The sequence below is a fragment of the Anoxybacillus sp. ST70 genome (assembly GCF_019553625.1).
GTDB lineage: Bacteria > Bacillota > Bacilli > Bacillales > Anoxybacillaceae > Anoxybacillus > Anoxybacillus gonensis.
The window spans coordinates 95252-109091 of record NZ_JAHZOF010000001.1 but is presented as its reverse complement, the minus strand read 5'-3'; the positions used below and the strand labels follow the sequence as shown (position 1 = coordinate 109091).

Below are 13840 nucleotides of genomic sequence, written 5' to 3'. Positions count from 1 at the left end.
GTTATCATCGCCGTGAATAAAGCGAAAGTGCTTGTCGTTGATGACTCTGCTTTCATGCGAAAATTAATTAGCGACTTTTTGTCAGAACATCCGCGCTTGCACGTTGTCGGGACAGCACGTGACGGGCAAGAAGCGCTACAAAAAATTGAGCAATTACAACCGGATGTTGTTACTTTAGATGTTGAGATGCCTGTCATGAACGGGCTTGAAACGCTAAAGCATATTATGCAGAAACGACCGCTTCCTGTTGTTATGATTTCAAGCACGACGAAAGAAGGAGCGGAAAATACAATTTTAGCGTTGCAATACGGTGCCGTTGATTTTATTGCTAAACCATCAGGTGCCATCTCGCTAGATTTACATAAAATTAAAGATAAAATAATCGAAAAAGTGCTTTTAGCGAGCGAAGCAAATTTGCGAACGGTAAAGATAAAGAAAAAAATGTCTATGTTGCCACAAAAGCAATATAGTAAAATAGAGGTAAGCGAACGACAAAACGTGAGCGGGAAGAAAAAAATCATCGCGATCGGCACATCGACGGGTGGTCCGCGTGCGCTTCAGCACGTGTTAACGAAATTTCCAGCGATGATTGATGCACCTATTTTAGTTGTACAACATATGCCAAAAGGATTTACAAAATCGTTAGCGAACCGCCTCGATTCGTTATGCGATATTCGAGTGAAAGAAGCGGAAGACGGTGAAATCATTCAAAAAGGAACAGCATATATCGCACCAGGTGGAAAACATTTATATGTCAAACGTGTCGGCACATCGCTTGCCATTCATCTCGATGAAGCAGCACCGCGCAACGGACATCGGCCTTCTGTTGACGTCATGTTTGAGTCGTTAAGTGCTCTAACAGATTACGAAAAAATTGCGATCGTGATGACGGGAATGGGTTCAGACGGCACAGCAGGATTAAAACAGTTGAAAATGTCCGGCAAAACGTTTGTTATTGCAGAATCTGCTGAATCTTCAGTTGTATTCGGTATGCCAAAATCTGCGATTGCTGCCAATGTCGTTGATGAGATTGTTCATGTTGATGATATTGCTGAAGTGGTAATGAAGCACGTACAAGTTTGAGGGGGATAGGTACAATGGACATGAGTCAATACCTCGAAGTATTTATTGATGAAAGCAGAGAGCATTTGCAAACGATTAACGAACAATTGTTAGAGCTTGAAAAAAATCCAAATAACGTGTCGATCGTCAATGAAATTTTTCGTTCTGCCCATACGTTAAAAGGAATGTCAGCGACAATGGGGTTTGAGGACTTAGCCAATTTAACTCACCAAATGGAAAATGTACTCGATGCGATTCGCAACGGAAAAATTCCTGTGACAACTGAGTTGCTTGATGTCATTTTCCGTGCCGTTGACGATTTAGAAGCGATGGTTGTTTCCATTGCAGAAGGTGGAGATGGAAAGCGTGACGTTACAGAAGTTGTTGCGCAGTTAAAACAAATCGAAAAAGGGGAGGTTGTTACACTACAAAAAAGCGCCCCGATCCAAGAGCAAACATACGATGAATTTGAATACACTATTTTAAAACAGTCAGTTGAGCAAGGATTTCATAGCTATGAAGTGAACGTAAAATTGCATTCTGACTGCTTATTAAAGGCAGCTCGTGTATTTATGATTTTTGAAGTCATTGAACAAATCGGTGAAGTGATCAAATCTGTTCCTTCGGTAGAAATGCTTGAAGCAGAACAATTTGACGATCAATTCGTCGTGACGGTTGTGACAAAAGTATCGCAAGACGAGTTACAAAAGCGCATTATGAAAGTATCCGAGGTAGAAAAAGTAATTATTCAACCTGTTGACTTGCATAGATCTGTTGCAATGGAAAAAACGATAGAGCAAAAACAAGAGACAAAAACGGTTGAACAAACAGTCGAGAAAAAACAAGAAGTACAAGAAGAAAAGCAAAATGGAAAGCAAGTGAGCAATAAAACGATTCGCGTAAATATTGAGCGGCTTGATATATTAATGAATTTGTTCGAAGAGCTCGTCATTGATCGCGGTCGATTAGAACAAATTTCGCGTGAGTTAAACAACCCAGAATTACATGAAACGGTTGAACGCATGTCACGCATTTCAGGAGATTTGCAAAATATCATTTTAAATATGCGCATGGTGCCTGTTGAAACGGTATTTAACCGCTTCCCGCGCATGGTTCGCCAATTAGCTCGCGATTTAGGAAAGAAAATTAACCTTGAAATTATCGGAGCAGAAACGGAGCTTGACCGTACAGTGATTGATGAAATCGGTGATCCACTCGTTCACTTATTACGCAATGCGATTGACCATGGTATTGAAACGCCAGATGTGCGCCGTGCGAAAGGAAAGCCGGAAGAAGGGACAGTCAAGTTAAAAGCGTATCATAGCGGCAACCATGTATTTATTGAAATTGAAGATGACGGTGCAGGCATTAGCCGTGAAAAAGTGTTGAAAAAGGCGATTAGTAAAGGCATTATCTCCGAACAAAATGCGGCGAATTTAACGGATAAGCAAGTATATGAGCTTATTTTTGCTTCGGGCTTTTCGACAGCAGATAAAGTATCTGATATTTCTGGACGTGGCGTCGGGTTAGATGTTGTCAAAAGTACGATCGAATCGCTTGGTGGTTCGGTATCGATTGATTCAGAGGAAGGAGTCGGCTCCGTCTTTTCGATCCAACTACCGCTTACTCTATCTATTATTTCTGTCATGTTAGTTGAAATTCAAAAGGAAAAATACGCGATTCCATTATCATCTATTATCGAAACGGCTATTGTGAAGAAAGAAGATATTTTACATGCTCATAACCAAAAAGTCATTGATTTCCGTGGAAAAGTTGTTCCACTCTTATTCTTAAAAGATATTTTTGAAGTGCCAGTCATCAAGGAAGAAGACGATTTCTTATCGGTTGTCATGGTGCGGAAAGGTGAAAAAATAGCAGGACTTGTCGTTGATTCGTTTATTGGTCAACAAGAAGTGGTGTTAAAATCGCTTGGCAACTACTTAACGTCCGTGTTTGCGATTTCTGGAGCCACGATTTTAGGTGACGGACAAGTGGCACTCATTATTGACTGCAATGCTCTAATTAAGTAGGAACAAGCGAGTTAAGTAGGGACAAGCGAGAGGGGGAATATAATGTGGCTGAGCTGAAAGTGATTGTGTTTCAATTAAAAGACGAAGAATATGCCATTCCAGTTCAACAAGTGCGCTCAATTGAAAAAATTCAACATATTACGCGTGTTCCTCGTGTTCCGAAATATGTAAAAGGTGTCATCAATTTACGCGGTGTTGTGACACCGATTATAGACTTGCGCATGCGTTTCGGTTTAGAGGAAGCTGAGTTTTCTGATCATACACGCGTCATTATCGTTGCACTCGATGATATGGAAGTTGGTTTAATTGTTGATGCGGCAAACGATGTCATTGATATTTCAACAGAAGCGATTGAACCTCCACCAGAGATAGTGGATACAACAACAGCCGAATATATTAATGGTGTTATAAAAATTGGAAATCGCCTATTCATTTTATTAAACTTAGAAAAAGTATTAAAAACAGAGAAAGGATAAATTGTCCATGTCATATTTCGAACGGATGGATGCCGTCCATATGGACATACTAAAGGAGATTGGGAATATTGGTGCAGGGCACGCAGCAACAGCGTTATCAAAGCTGTTAAACAAAAAAATTGAAATGACGATTCCAGATGTGCGCATCATTTCATTTGATGAAATGATGGATATTGTTGGAGGAGCTGAAAATGTCGTCGCCGCTGTTTTCTTGCGCATTGAAGGAGATGCACCGGGCAATATGTTTTTCGTATTATCTATTGAACAAGCGGAACGATTTATTCAACAAATGATTGGCGATGAGCAGTTTAAACTAGAACAACATTGTTCGGAATTGTCGCTATCTGCGTTGCAAGAGCTAGGCAACATTTTAGCCGGTTCGTATTTATCGTCTTTATCAGATTTCACCCATTTGAATTTATATCCATCTGTTCCGGCGCTCAGCATTGATATGATCGGTGCGATTTTAAGCTATGGTTTAATTGAAATGTCGCGCGTCGGTGATCATGTCATTGTCGTTGATACAGCCATTCATGAAGAACATCAGCCTGATGATCGTGTAAATGGCCACTTTTTCCTACTTCCTGACCCTGAATCATTTCACATTATTTTTCGGGCTTTAGGTGTGGACAATGGTGAGTGAAATTGTTCAAGTCGTCAAAGTAGGAATTGCTGACATGAATGTAGTAAAGGCACCACATGTCATTCGTACGTGTGGACTTGGCTCTTGCGTCGGTGTCGTTGTGTACGATTTAGCAAAAGAAGTGGCAGGGATGGCGCATGTAATGCTACCTGATTCATCGTTAGCAAAATCCGAAAACATGAATATAGCGAAATATGCCGACACTGCGATTGAAGAGTTAATACGACAGGTCATTAGTTTAGGGGGAAGGAATGGTCATTTGAAAGCAAAAATGGCTGGCGGTGCGCAAATGTTTCAATTTCGTACAGGTACGACAGATATGATGCGCATCGGACCGCGCAACGTCGAAGCTGTTCGTGAGCAGCTTCAACGTTTTCGCATCCCAATCGTTGCTGAAGACGTCGGAGGGAATAGTGGACGGACGATAGAATTTCATCCGAAAACAGGCATATTGCTCATTCGCACAGTAAATCAAGGGGCACGGGAAATGTAATGGTTAGCACATGGAAATTTAATGTAATTTTTGCCTTATTTGGCTGTATCGTCGCTTTTTTTTCTTCATTATTGCAAAATAGTGTATCGACATCGATCATACGTGCGCTGATCGCATTTGTTATTTTCTTTGTTTTTGCATTTATCATTCGTTGGATGATGGCTTTTATCCAAAAAGATGTATCAACACAAAACATGAAAGATGTATCAACACAAAACATGTCGTTTACATCATCGGATGAAATCGAAGTGGAACAGATGGTTGAAAATTTAAACGAAGAAGAGCAACACAAAGTCGCAGAGTATATTCGACAACTATTGAATCAGGAAGAAAAGTAACTGAACGTTAACATTTAGGGGGGATGATATGATTGAGCAATGCTGGCAAAAGTGGATTGATGCTCGCGATCGCGAGGCTTGCGATCAACTGATTGAAAAATATATGCCACTTGTCGATTATCATGTGCAACGTATTGCTTCATCCCTTCCGAAAAGCGTGAAAAGAGAAGATTTAAAAAGTTTAGCGCTACTTGGCTTATATGATGCGCTAGAAAAGTTCGATCCTTCACGTGATTTAAAATTTGATACGTATGCTTCCTTTCGCATTCGTGGCGCGATTTTAGACGGATTGCGCAAAGAAGATTGGCTCCCACGCAGCGTGCGAGAGAAAGCAAAAAAAATTGAAACGACAATCGAGCAGTTGCAACAAACATATATGCGTGACGTTAGCGCCAAAGAAGTGGCGGAAGCATTAAACATTTCAGAAGATGAAGTGTATGCGGTCATGAGCGAACAGTTTTTCGCCCATGTTTTATCACTCGATGAGCGGCCGTTTGACGAGGAAGATGACCAACCAACGTTTACGATTCGTGATGACCGATCTCCGTCACCAGAAGAACATATGTTGCGTGAAGAACAAATTGCGCAACTAGCGAATATCATTCAACAGCTAAATGAAAAAGAACAGCTAGTCATTAGTTTGTTTTATAAAGAGGAATTGACGTTTACAGAAATCGGGCATATTATGGGACTGTCTACGTCACGAATTTCCCAAATTCATGCAAAAGCTTTGTTTAAAATGCGCAAACTGATTGAGCAAGCGATATGACAGTTCTTCATCACTTTTGAAGGAAGTGAGAACATGAGTTTAAAATTAGTCGAGTTACAAGTGGCGTTGCCGAAAACGCATGAACTCGGAAAATGGCAAGAACATTTGCAACAGTACGGACAGCTTGCTCAGCAACAGCTTGCAACAGAAATGAAAAAACAAGATGAGCGCATTCGGCAACAAGTGACGAAAGCGGAACAAAGCGAACGCACGAAATGGAAAAAAGAGTCTGAGAAAAAAGAAAAAAGTAAACATCCTTACAAAGGAACACACATTGATTTTATCGGATAAGAGGGATCATATGACGACGTTTTTATGGTTGATCAGCTTCGTTTTGCATGGTGTTTCGCTGTTTCTCATTATTCTTTTATCGTTAAAATGGGCGAAAATTAAAGAGACGGAAAGAGAGCAAGCGGAGCTGATTCGCGAAATGGAAACGATGATGACGACATATTTAATGCAGTTTAAAGAGGAAAACGAACGATTTGTTAAACAAATGACATCATCGACCGTTCGTCAAAAGAAAAAAGAATCCCCCCCTTTGCTTCGAGACGAACAAGTGCGACTTCCAGTTGAAGACGTTGTTGACCGAATAGAGCTATCGTCAACGACGCCGCAGGAAGAGCTCGCCCTTGAGTCGCTCATTTCAGAAGCGTTAAAGCTTCAACAACAAGGAAAAACAATAGATGAAATCGCGAAGGTGTTAAAGCGGGGGAAGACAGAAATAGAGCTTTTGCTTAAATTTCACCAAAAGTAGTTGAATGTGTTTTTTAATTATGATATAGTTCTATTTGGTGTGAATACACACGCTCATTGATTTAAGCAAAGGTGCTGCTTTGCAGTCTTGCTTAAAAATGACGTGAGCGGAGGAAAAAAACCATCTAGGAGGATGAAAGATGTCTGTTATTTCAATGAAACAGTTGCTTGAAGCAGGGGTTCACTTCGGGCATCAAACACGTCGTTGGAACCCAAAAATGAAAAAATACATTTTCACTGAGCGCAATGGAATTTACATCATTGACTTGCAAAAAACAGTGAAAAAAGTAGAAGAAGCGTACAACTTCGTTAAAGAACTTGCAGAAAACGGCGGCAAAATTTTATTCGTTGGTACGAAAAAACAAGCGCAAGATTCTGTGAAAGAAGAAGCAGAACGTTCTGGCATGTTCTATGTCAACCAACGTTGGTTAGGTGGAACGTTAACAAACTTCGCAACGATCCAAAAACGTATTAAACGTTTAAAAGAGATCGAAAGAATGGCTGAAGACGGCACATTTGATGTATTGCCTAAAAAAGAAGTGGTAAAACTAAAGAAAGAATTAGAGCGTCTTGAAAAGTTTTTAGGCGGTATTAAAGAAATGAAAGAATTGCCAGATGCGTTATTTGTTATCGACCCACGCAAAGAGCGCATTGCCGTTGCAGAAGCTCGTAAATTAAACATTCCGATCATCGGAATCGTGGATACAAACTGCGATCCAGACGAAATCGACTACGTCATTCCTGCGAACGACGATGCGATTCGCGCTGTGAAACTTCTTACAGCTAAAATTGCGGATGCGATTTTAGAAGCAAAACAAGGCGAAGAGGCCGTTGTCACAGCTGAGTAAACATGTGAAAGGTGATAAGAGGGGGAAGCCTTTTATCACCTTTTTTTAAGAAAAATCGGGCATACTAAGCATACAAACCGTTTTGGTTTGTGTACATACGATTTTGCACATAAAAAAGGAGGATGTTTCATATGGCAATTACTGCTCAAATGGTAAAAGAATTGCGCGAAAAAACAGGCGCAGGAATGATGGACTGCAAAAAGGCATTAACAGAAACAAACGGTGATATGGAAAAAGCGATCGACTGGCTTCGTGAAAAAGGAATGGCGAAAGCAGCGAAAAAAGCGGATCGTATCGCAGCGGAAGGAACAACGTTAATTGAAGTAGATGGAAATACAGCAGTGATTTTAGAAGTAAACTCTGAAACAGACTTCGTTGCGAAAAACGAAGGATTTAAAACATTAGTAAAAGAATTAGCTGACCATTTATTAAAGCATAAACCTGCAACAGTCGAAGAAGCATTACAACAAAAAATGGATAACGGTGCGACAGTAGAAGAACATATCAATGCAGCGATCGCTAAAATTGGTGAAAAAATTACGTTACGTCGCTTTGCGGTTGTTGAAAAAGGAGACAACGCTGTATTCGGTGCATATTTACACATGGGCGGCCGCATCGGCGTATTAACTGTATTAGAAGGTACAACAAATAGTGACATTGCAAAAGATGTAGCGATGCACATTGCTGCAATTAATCCAAAATACGTGTCTCGCGATGAAGTATCTGCAGATGAAATCGCTCGTGAGCGCGAAGTATTAAAACAACAAGCATTAAATGAAGGAAAACCTGAAAACATCGTTGAAAAAATGGTTGAAGGCCGTTTAGGTAAATTCTTTGAAGACATTTGCTTACTTGAGCAAAGTTTCGTGAAAAACCCAGATGTGAAAGTACGTCAATTTGTAGAGTCTAATGGCGCGACTGTGAAAAGCTTCATCCGTTACGAAGTAGGCGAAGGTATTGAAAAACGTCAAGATAACTTCGCTGAAGAAGTTATGAGCCAAGTTCGTAAGTAATGAAGACAAATAGGGAACACATATGTGTTCCCTATTTTTAAAGAACGGTATGGAGGTTTGCAATGGAAAGCCCAAAATATAAACGTGTCGTTTTAAAATTAAGCGGTGAAGCGTTAGCTGGAGATCAAGGATTTGGAATTAATCCGTCTGTCATTAAATCGATCGCTCAACAAGTAAAAGAAGTAGCTGAACTAGGAGTTGAAGTAGCGGTTGTTGTTGGAGGCGGAAACATTTGGCGCGGAAAAATTGGTAGCGAAATGGGAATGGATCGCGCCACAGCGGATTACATGGGGATGTTAGCAACGGTGATGAACTCGCTCGCGCTACAAGATAGCTTAGAGCAGCTCGGTGTACAAACGCGTGTGCAAACGTCGATTGAAATGCGCCAAGTAGCTGAACCGTACATTCGAAGAAGAGCCATTCGTCATTTAGAGAAAAAACGCGTCGTCATTTTTGCGGCAGGAACAGGAAACCCATATTTCTCAACAGATACGACAGCCGCGCTTCGTGCAGCAGAAATTGAAGCGGACGTCATTTTAATGGCGAAAAACAATGTAGACGGTGTATATAGCGCCGATCCGAAAGTGGACAAAAACGCAGTCAAATATGATGAACTATCTTATTTAGACGTCATTAAACAAGGATTAGGTGTGATGGATTCCACAGCTTCGTCGTTATGTATGGATAACGATATTCCGCTCATTGTTTTCTCCATTATGGAAGAAGGAAATATTAAACGTGCTGTATTAGGTGAAAATATTGGAACAATCGTAAGGGGGAAATAACATGCAAGTATTAACAAACGCAAAAGAAAAGATGGATAAAGCCGTTCAAGCTTTTTCACGTGAACTTGCAACGATTCGTGCAGGTCGTGCGAACCCTGCATTATTAGAAAAAATTACAGTCGATTATTACGGCATGCCAACGCCAATTATTCAATTAGCGGGCATTCAAGTGCCAGAGGCGCGCCTTCTTGTCATTCAACCATATGACAAGTCCGTATTGAAAGAAATTGAAAAGGCGATTTTAGCATCAGATTTAGGTTTAACGCCTTCAAACGACGGTTCAGTGATTCGCATCGCCATTCCGCCGCTTACTGAAGAGCGTCGTCGCGAACTCGTTAAGCTTGTGAAAAAATATGCGGAAGAAGCAAAAGTGGCTGTGCGCAACATTCGTCGCGACGCAAACGACGAGTTGAAAAAGCTAGAGAAAAATGGCGAAATTACTGAAGATGAATTGCGCGGTTACACAGAAGATATCCAAAAGCTAACAGACGATCATATCGCAAAAATCGATGCGATTACGAAAGAAAAAGAGAAAGAAGTAATGGAAGTATAAGTCCCTCTATGTTTATAGAGGGTTTTTTGCTATAATTACGAAATAGGGCGCACAGCCTAATTACGATCGATCGAAGCTGGAGGACATGCGCTTATGTTTGAAAAGATGAAAAGATGGAAAAACAAAGAAGAAGTATATTCAAAAGAAACCGTTTCACAAGGACCGGTTCCTGCGCATGTGGCGATCATTATGGACGGAAACGGACGATGGGCGAAAAAACGGGCATTGCCACGGATGGCTGGGCATTATGAAGGCATGCAAACGGTTCGGAAAATTACGCGCTTTGCCAACGAACTCGGTGTGAAAGTGTTAACGTTATATGCGTTTTCAACAGAAAATTGGAAACGGCCGAAAACAGAAGTCGATTATTTAATGCAGCTTCCTGAACAGTTTTTAACGACGTTTTTGCCTGAGTTAATCGCAGAAAATGTGCAAGTGCGCGTCATGGGACATAAAGATCAACTACCTTTACATACGTTACGTGCAGTCGATCAGGCGATCGAACAGACGAAACAAAATACCGGTTTAATTTTAAACTTCGCCTTAAACTACGGAGGTCGCGCAGAAATTGTACATGCGGTTCAAAAGCTTGTTAATGATGTACAAAACGGAACGATTGAAGCAAACGATGTCGATGAACAGCTGTTTCATTCCTATTTAATGACAAATGATTTACCTGATCCTGATTTGCTGATTCGCACGAGCGGAGAAATTCGTTTAAGTAACTTTATGCTTTGGCAATTAGCGTATACAGAATTTTGGTTTACGGATGTATTATGGCCAGACTTCACAGAACAACATTTTTTACAGGCGGTACATGAATTTCAACAACGTAGCCGCCGATTTGGAGGCGTATAATTTCATATGAAACAAAGAATTGTGACGGCAATTATTGCAGCTTCAGTCTTTTTACCGATCGTCATATATGGCCGATGGCCATTTTTAGTCTTAACGTATATACTCGCTACGGTTGGTTTATTTGAACTTATTCGCATGAAAAAAATGTCGCTTTTTTCGTTTCCGAGCATCGTTAGTTTTCTTGGATTATGGCTCTTTTTATATCCGTATGAACATATGATAAACATATGGATTCTCATCATCGGGCTCTTTTTGTTGCTCATTTATACGGTCATATCGAAAAACGCGTTTACGTTTGATGATGTAGGATTTATGATTGCTTCTTTGCTTTACGTAGGCGTTGGGTTTTATTCGTTCTTTCAAGTGCGTGAAGCAGGATTGTCATACATTTTTTATGCGCTCTTTTTAATTTGGGCAACGGATAGCGGAGCGTACTTTATTGGCCGAGCGTTCGGAAAGCGAAAATTATGGGAGCATATTAGCCCGAATAAAACGGTTGAAGGGGCTATTGGAGGCATTTTATGTGCGCTTCTTGTCGTCAGTGTTTATGAGTGGCTATCGCCATTTGCTCCATCTTTTCCAATGTTACTCATTGCAACAGTCATTTTATCCGTTTTCGGCCAGCTCGGTGACTTAGTGGAATCCGCGTTCAAACGTCATTATGGAGTAAAAGATTCAGGCGCTATTTTGCCGGGACATGGCGGCATTTTAGATCGCTTTGACAGTTTGCTATTTATTTTACCAATTTTACATTTGTTTTACCTTATTGCTTAAAAAGGAGTGGACAGTTTGCGAGCAATTAGTTTATTAGGAGCGACGGGCTCGATCGGGAGGCAAACATTAGACGTCATTCGTGCTCATCGCGATGCGTTCCGTCTCGTTGCTTTTTCAGCTGGACGAAATATCGAACAGGCACGGATCATTATTGAACAATTTTCACCGAAAGTGGTATGTGTTGCGCAAAATGAAGATGCAGACACGTTACAAAGCGAATATATTGGACGAGTGCGCATCGTTTCAGGTGAAGATGGGCTCATTGAAGTAGCGACAATGCAAGAAGCCGACATTGTCGTCAATGCGGTAGTAGGAAGCGTTGGATTAGTGCCGACGTTGAAAGCGATTGAGGCAAAAAAAACAATTGCGTTGGCGAATAAAGAAACGTTAGTTACCGCAGGCCATCTTGTTATGACGCACGCGGCCGATTACGGTGTACCGATTTTGCCTGTGGATAGTGAACATTCCGCTATTTTTCAATGTTTACAAGGAGAGCAACAAAAAAATATCGAATGCATTATTTTGACGGCATCCGGCGGTAGTTTTCGCGATCGTACGCGCGAGCAGTTAGAACATGTCACGGTGGAAGAAGCGCTAAAACATCCGAATTGGTCTATGGGAGCAAAAATTACGATCGACTCCGCAACGATGATGAATAAAGGGCTTGAAGTGATCGAAGCACATTGGTTGTTCCATCTACCGTACGAACAAATTGACGTCCTTTTACATAAAGAAAGCATCATTCATTCCATGGTGCAATTTCATGACGGAAGCATCATTGCTCAGCTCGGAACGCCAGATATGCGCGTACCGATTCAATATGCGCTAACGTATCCTGATCGTTTTCCGCTACATATCGAACGACTGAACTTGGCTCAAGTAGCCACGTTGCATTTTCAAAAAGTGGACATGAACCGGTTCCGTTGTTTACAATTTGCTTATGAGGCAGGAAACATAGGTGGAACGATGCCGACCGTATTAAATGCAGCAAATGAAGAAGCGGTTGCAGCCTTTTTAAATGGGCAAATATCGTTTTTAGCGATTGAACAATGCATTGAACAAGCGATGGAACGGCACGTGCCGATTGCCCATCCAGATCTTGAGACGATTCGTGCAGTCGATCGTGAAACGAGACAATATGTAAAATCACTACACATGTAAAAGGTGGTTGAAACGTTGGAAACGGTTATTGCTTTTATTGTCATTTTTGGTGCGCTTGTGTTTTTTCATGAATTAGGGCACTTCATTTTCGCGAAACGGGCAGGCATTTTATGTCGAGAATTTGCGATTGGATTCGGTCCGAAAGTATTTTCAATGAAAAAAGGAGAAACGACATATACGATTCGTTTGCTCCCGCTTGGCGGTTTTGTGCGCATGGCCGGCGAAGATCCAGAAATGATTGACGTGAAGCGTGGTCAAGTTGTCGGCTTATTGTTTCATTCAGACGGGAAAGTGAAAAAAGTGATCGTCAATCATAAAGACGAATATCCCGATGCGAAAATCATTGAAGTGGAACGCGCTGATTTTGAACATGAGTTATATATTGAAGGATATGAAGGCGATGATGAGCGTTTGCAACGCTTTGAATTAAGCGATCCAGCTTATATCGTCATCGATCGAGAAAAAGTGCAAATTGCGCCGTACGATCGTCAATTTGGTTCGAAAACGCTCGGACAGCGCGCGATGGCTATTTTTGCTGGTCCGTTAATGAATTTTATTTTAGCGCTTGTCATTTTCATTCTTATTGGACTGCTGCAAGGTTATCCAGTGGATAAACCAGTCATTGGTGAATTGACTGAGGATGGCGCTGCACGTCAAGCTGGGTTACAACAAGGGGATATTGTCATTTCCATTGATGGCCAGACGATGTCTTCTTGGACGGATGTTGTGACGGTGATTCGAAAAAGCCCAGAAAAACCGCTCCAATTTCAAGTGAATCGCAACGGTCAAATGATTGATCTCACCGTCACACCAGAAAAGAAAACGATCGAAGGCGAGACGATCGGTTTGATCGGTGTATATGGACCGATGGAAAAGTCGTTTGTCGGAGCGATCAAACAAGGAGCGTTAGAAACGTACTATTGGACAAAAGAAATTATCGTTGGATTAGGACATTTATTAACAGGAAAATTTTCATTTGATATGTTATCTGGACCTGTTGGCATTGCCGTTTCGACTCATAAAGTTGCCCAATCCGGCGTGTATTACTTAATGAAATGGGGAGCGATTTTAAGCATTAACTTAGGGATTATTAACTTGCTTCCACTTCCGGCGCTCGATGGGGGACGGTTAACGTTTTTTGCGATTGAAGCGTTGCGCGGAAAACCGATTGATCGCCAAAAAGAAGGTATCGTACACTTTATTGGTTTTGCTCTTCTTATGTTGCTTATGCTTGTTGTTACATGGAATGACATTCAAAAATTTTTCTTATAATTCATGAAG

The 13840-nt window shown here is 41.1% G+C and carries 17 protein-coding genes; all 17 read left to right on the top strand.

Features of this window, described 5'->3' with window-relative positions; genetic code table 11:
- Positions 1 to 12: 12 nt before the first annotated feature.
- Positions 13 to 1083 carry a protein-glutamate methylesterase/protein-glutamine glutaminase gene (locus K1I43_RS00530; RefSeq protein ID WP_019418434.1) on the top strand — a complete coding sequence of 357 codons (1071 nt, stop codon included), beginning with the start codon at positions 13 to 15 and terminating at the stop codon, positions 1081 to 1083.
- Positions 1084 to 1097: 14 nt separating this feature from the next.
- Positions 1098 to 3092: a chemotaxis protein CheA gene (locus K1I43_RS00525; protein ID WP_026011818.1), complete on the top strand. Its 1995-nt coding sequence runs from the start codon at positions 1098 to 1100 to the stop codon at positions 3090 to 3092.
- Positions 3093 to 3136: 44 nt separating this feature from the next.
- Entirely contained in the window at positions 3137 to 3568 is a 432-nt protein-coding gene (locus K1I43_RS00520) for a chemotaxis protein CheW (RefSeq protein WP_019418436.1), read from the top strand.
- Positions 3569 to 3575: 7 nt separating this feature from the next.
- The gene (locus tag K1I43_RS00515) at positions 3576 to 4211 is read left to right on the top strand and encodes a chemotaxis protein CheC (RefSeq protein ID WP_019418437.1); all 636 of its coding nucleotides are present in this window, start codon (positions 3576 to 3578) and stop codon (positions 4209 to 4211) included.
- A complete protein-coding gene (locus tag K1I43_RS00510; protein WP_026011819.1) occupies positions 4204 to 4704 on the top strand; it encodes a chemotaxis protein CheD in 501 nt (166 codons plus the stop codon). Before K1I43_RS00515 ends, K1I43_RS00510 begins: the two co-directional genes overlap by 8 nt.
- The gene (locus tag K1I43_RS00505) at positions 4704 to 5042 is read left to right on the top strand and encodes a hypothetical protein (protein ID WP_019418439.1); all 339 of its coding nucleotides are present in this window, start codon (positions 4704 to 4706) and stop codon (positions 5040 to 5042) included. Before K1I43_RS00510 ends, K1I43_RS00505 begins: the two co-directional genes overlap by 1 nt.
- Before the next feature lie 28 nt (positions 5043 to 5070).
- Positions 5071 to 5811, top strand: a complete 741-nt coding sequence (locus K1I43_RS00500; RefSeq protein WP_019418440.1) for a FliA/WhiG family RNA polymerase sigma factor — start codon at positions 5071 to 5073, stop codon at positions 5809 to 5811.
- A 33-nt stretch (positions 5812 to 5844) separates the two neighbouring features.
- Complete coding sequence (locus tag K1I43_RS00495) at positions 5845 to 6102, top strand: hypothetical protein (RefSeq protein WP_009732913.1); 258 nt, start codon at positions 5845 to 5847, stop codon at positions 6100 to 6102.
- A 10-nt stretch (positions 6103 to 6112) separates the two neighbouring features.
- Positions 6113 to 6568 carry a hypothetical protein gene (locus K1I43_RS00490; RefSeq protein ID WP_019418441.1) on the top strand — a complete coding sequence of 152 codons (456 nt, stop codon included), beginning with the start codon at positions 6113 to 6115 and terminating at the stop codon, positions 6566 to 6568.
- 139 nt (positions 6569 to 6707) lie between these two features.
- Positions 6708 to 7415, top strand: a complete 708-nt coding sequence (rpsB, locus tag K1I43_RS00485; RefSeq protein WP_009732915.1) for a 30S ribosomal protein S2 — start codon at positions 6708 to 6710, stop codon at positions 7413 to 7415.
- Between the two features lie 131 nt (positions 7416 to 7546).
- Positions 7547 to 8428 (top strand): translation elongation factor Ts, encoded by an 882-nt coding sequence (gene tsf / locus K1I43_RS00480; protein WP_009732916.1) that lies wholly within the window; start codon positions 7547 to 7549, stop codon positions 8426 to 8428.
- 62 nt (positions 8429 to 8490) lie between these two features.
- Positions 8491 to 9213, top strand: coding sequence for a UMP kinase (gene pyrH, locus K1I43_RS00475; RefSeq protein WP_009732917.1), 723 nt, complete (start codon positions 8491 to 8493; stop codon positions 9211 to 9213).
- Position 9214: 1 nt separating this feature from the next.
- Entirely contained in the window at positions 9215 to 9766 is a 552-nt protein-coding gene (gene frr / locus K1I43_RS00470) for a ribosome recycling factor (RefSeq protein WP_009732918.1), read from the top strand.
- A 93-nt stretch (positions 9767 to 9859) separates the two neighbouring features.
- Positions 9860 to 10624, top strand: a complete 765-nt coding sequence (locus K1I43_RS00465; RefSeq protein ID WP_019418443.1) for an undecaprenyl pyrophosphate synthase — start codon at positions 9860 to 9862, stop codon at positions 10622 to 10624.
- 6 nt (positions 10625 to 10630) lie between these two features.
- Positions 10631 to 11398: a phosphatidate cytidylyltransferase gene (locus tag K1I43_RS00460; RefSeq protein ID WP_019418444.1), complete on the top strand. Its 768-nt coding sequence runs from the start codon at positions 10631 to 10633 to the stop codon at positions 11396 to 11398.
- 6 nt (positions 11399 to 11404) lie between these two features.
- Positions 11405 to 12559, top strand: coding sequence for a 1-deoxy-D-xylulose-5-phosphate reductoisomerase (gene dxr, locus K1I43_RS00455; protein WP_019418445.1), 1155 nt, complete (start codon positions 11405 to 11407; stop codon positions 12557 to 12559).
- A gap of 15 nt (positions 12560 to 12574) precedes the next feature.
- The gene (gene rseP / locus K1I43_RS00450) at positions 12575 to 13831 is read left to right on the top strand and encodes an RIP metalloprotease RseP (protein ID WP_026011821.1); all 1257 of its coding nucleotides are present in this window, start codon (positions 12575 to 12577) and stop codon (positions 13829 to 13831) included.
- Positions 13832 to 13840: the final 9 nt, after the last annotated feature.

Excerpts from the sequence above, each read along its gene's own strand:
- K1I43_RS00490 (WP_019418441.1), top strand. The coding sequence starts at position 6,113 with ATGACGACGTTTTTATGGTTGATCAGCTTCGTTTTGCATGGTGTTTCG.
- rpsB (WP_009732915.1), top strand. The coding sequence starts at position 6,708 with ATGTCTGTTATTTCAATGAAACAGTTGCTTGAAGCAGGGGTTCACTTC.
- frr (WP_009732918.1), top strand. The coding sequence starts at position 9,215 with ATGCAAGTATTAACAAACGCAAAAGAAAAGATGGATAAAGCCGTTCAA.
- K1I43_RS00505 (WP_019418439.1), top strand. The coding sequence starts at position 4,704 with ATGGTTAGCACATGGAAATTTAATGTAATTTTTGCCTTATTTGGCTGT.
- tsf (WP_009732916.1), top strand. The coding sequence starts at position 7,547 with ATGGCAATTACTGCTCAAATGGTAAAAGAATTGCGCGAAAAAACAGGC.
- K1I43_RS00500 (WP_019418440.1), top strand. The coding sequence starts at position 5,071 with ATGATTGAGCAATGCTGGCAAAAGTGGATTGATGCTCGCGATCGCGAG.
- K1I43_RS00495 (WP_009732913.1), top strand. The coding sequence starts at position 5,845 with ATGAGTTTAAAATTAGTCGAGTTACAAGTGGCGTTGCCGAAAACGCAT.
- pyrH (WP_009732917.1), top strand. The coding sequence starts at position 8,491 with ATGGAAAGCCCAAAATATAAACGTGTCGTTTTAAAATTAAGCGGTGAA.
- K1I43_RS00515 (WP_019418437.1), top strand. The coding sequence starts at position 3,576 with ATGTCATATTTCGAACGGATGGATGCCGTCCATATGGACATACTAAAG.
- K1I43_RS00525 (WP_026011818.1), top strand. The coding sequence starts at position 1,098 with ATGGACATGAGTCAATACCTCGAAGTATTTATTGATGAAAGCAGAGAG.
- K1I43_RS00460 (WP_019418444.1), top strand. The coding sequence starts at position 10,631 with ATGAAACAAAGAATTGTGACGGCAATTATTGCAGCTTCAGTCTTTTTA.
- K1I43_RS00465 (WP_019418443.1), top strand. The coding sequence starts at position 9,860 with ATGTTTGAAAAGATGAAAAGATGGAAAAACAAAGAAGAAGTATATTCA.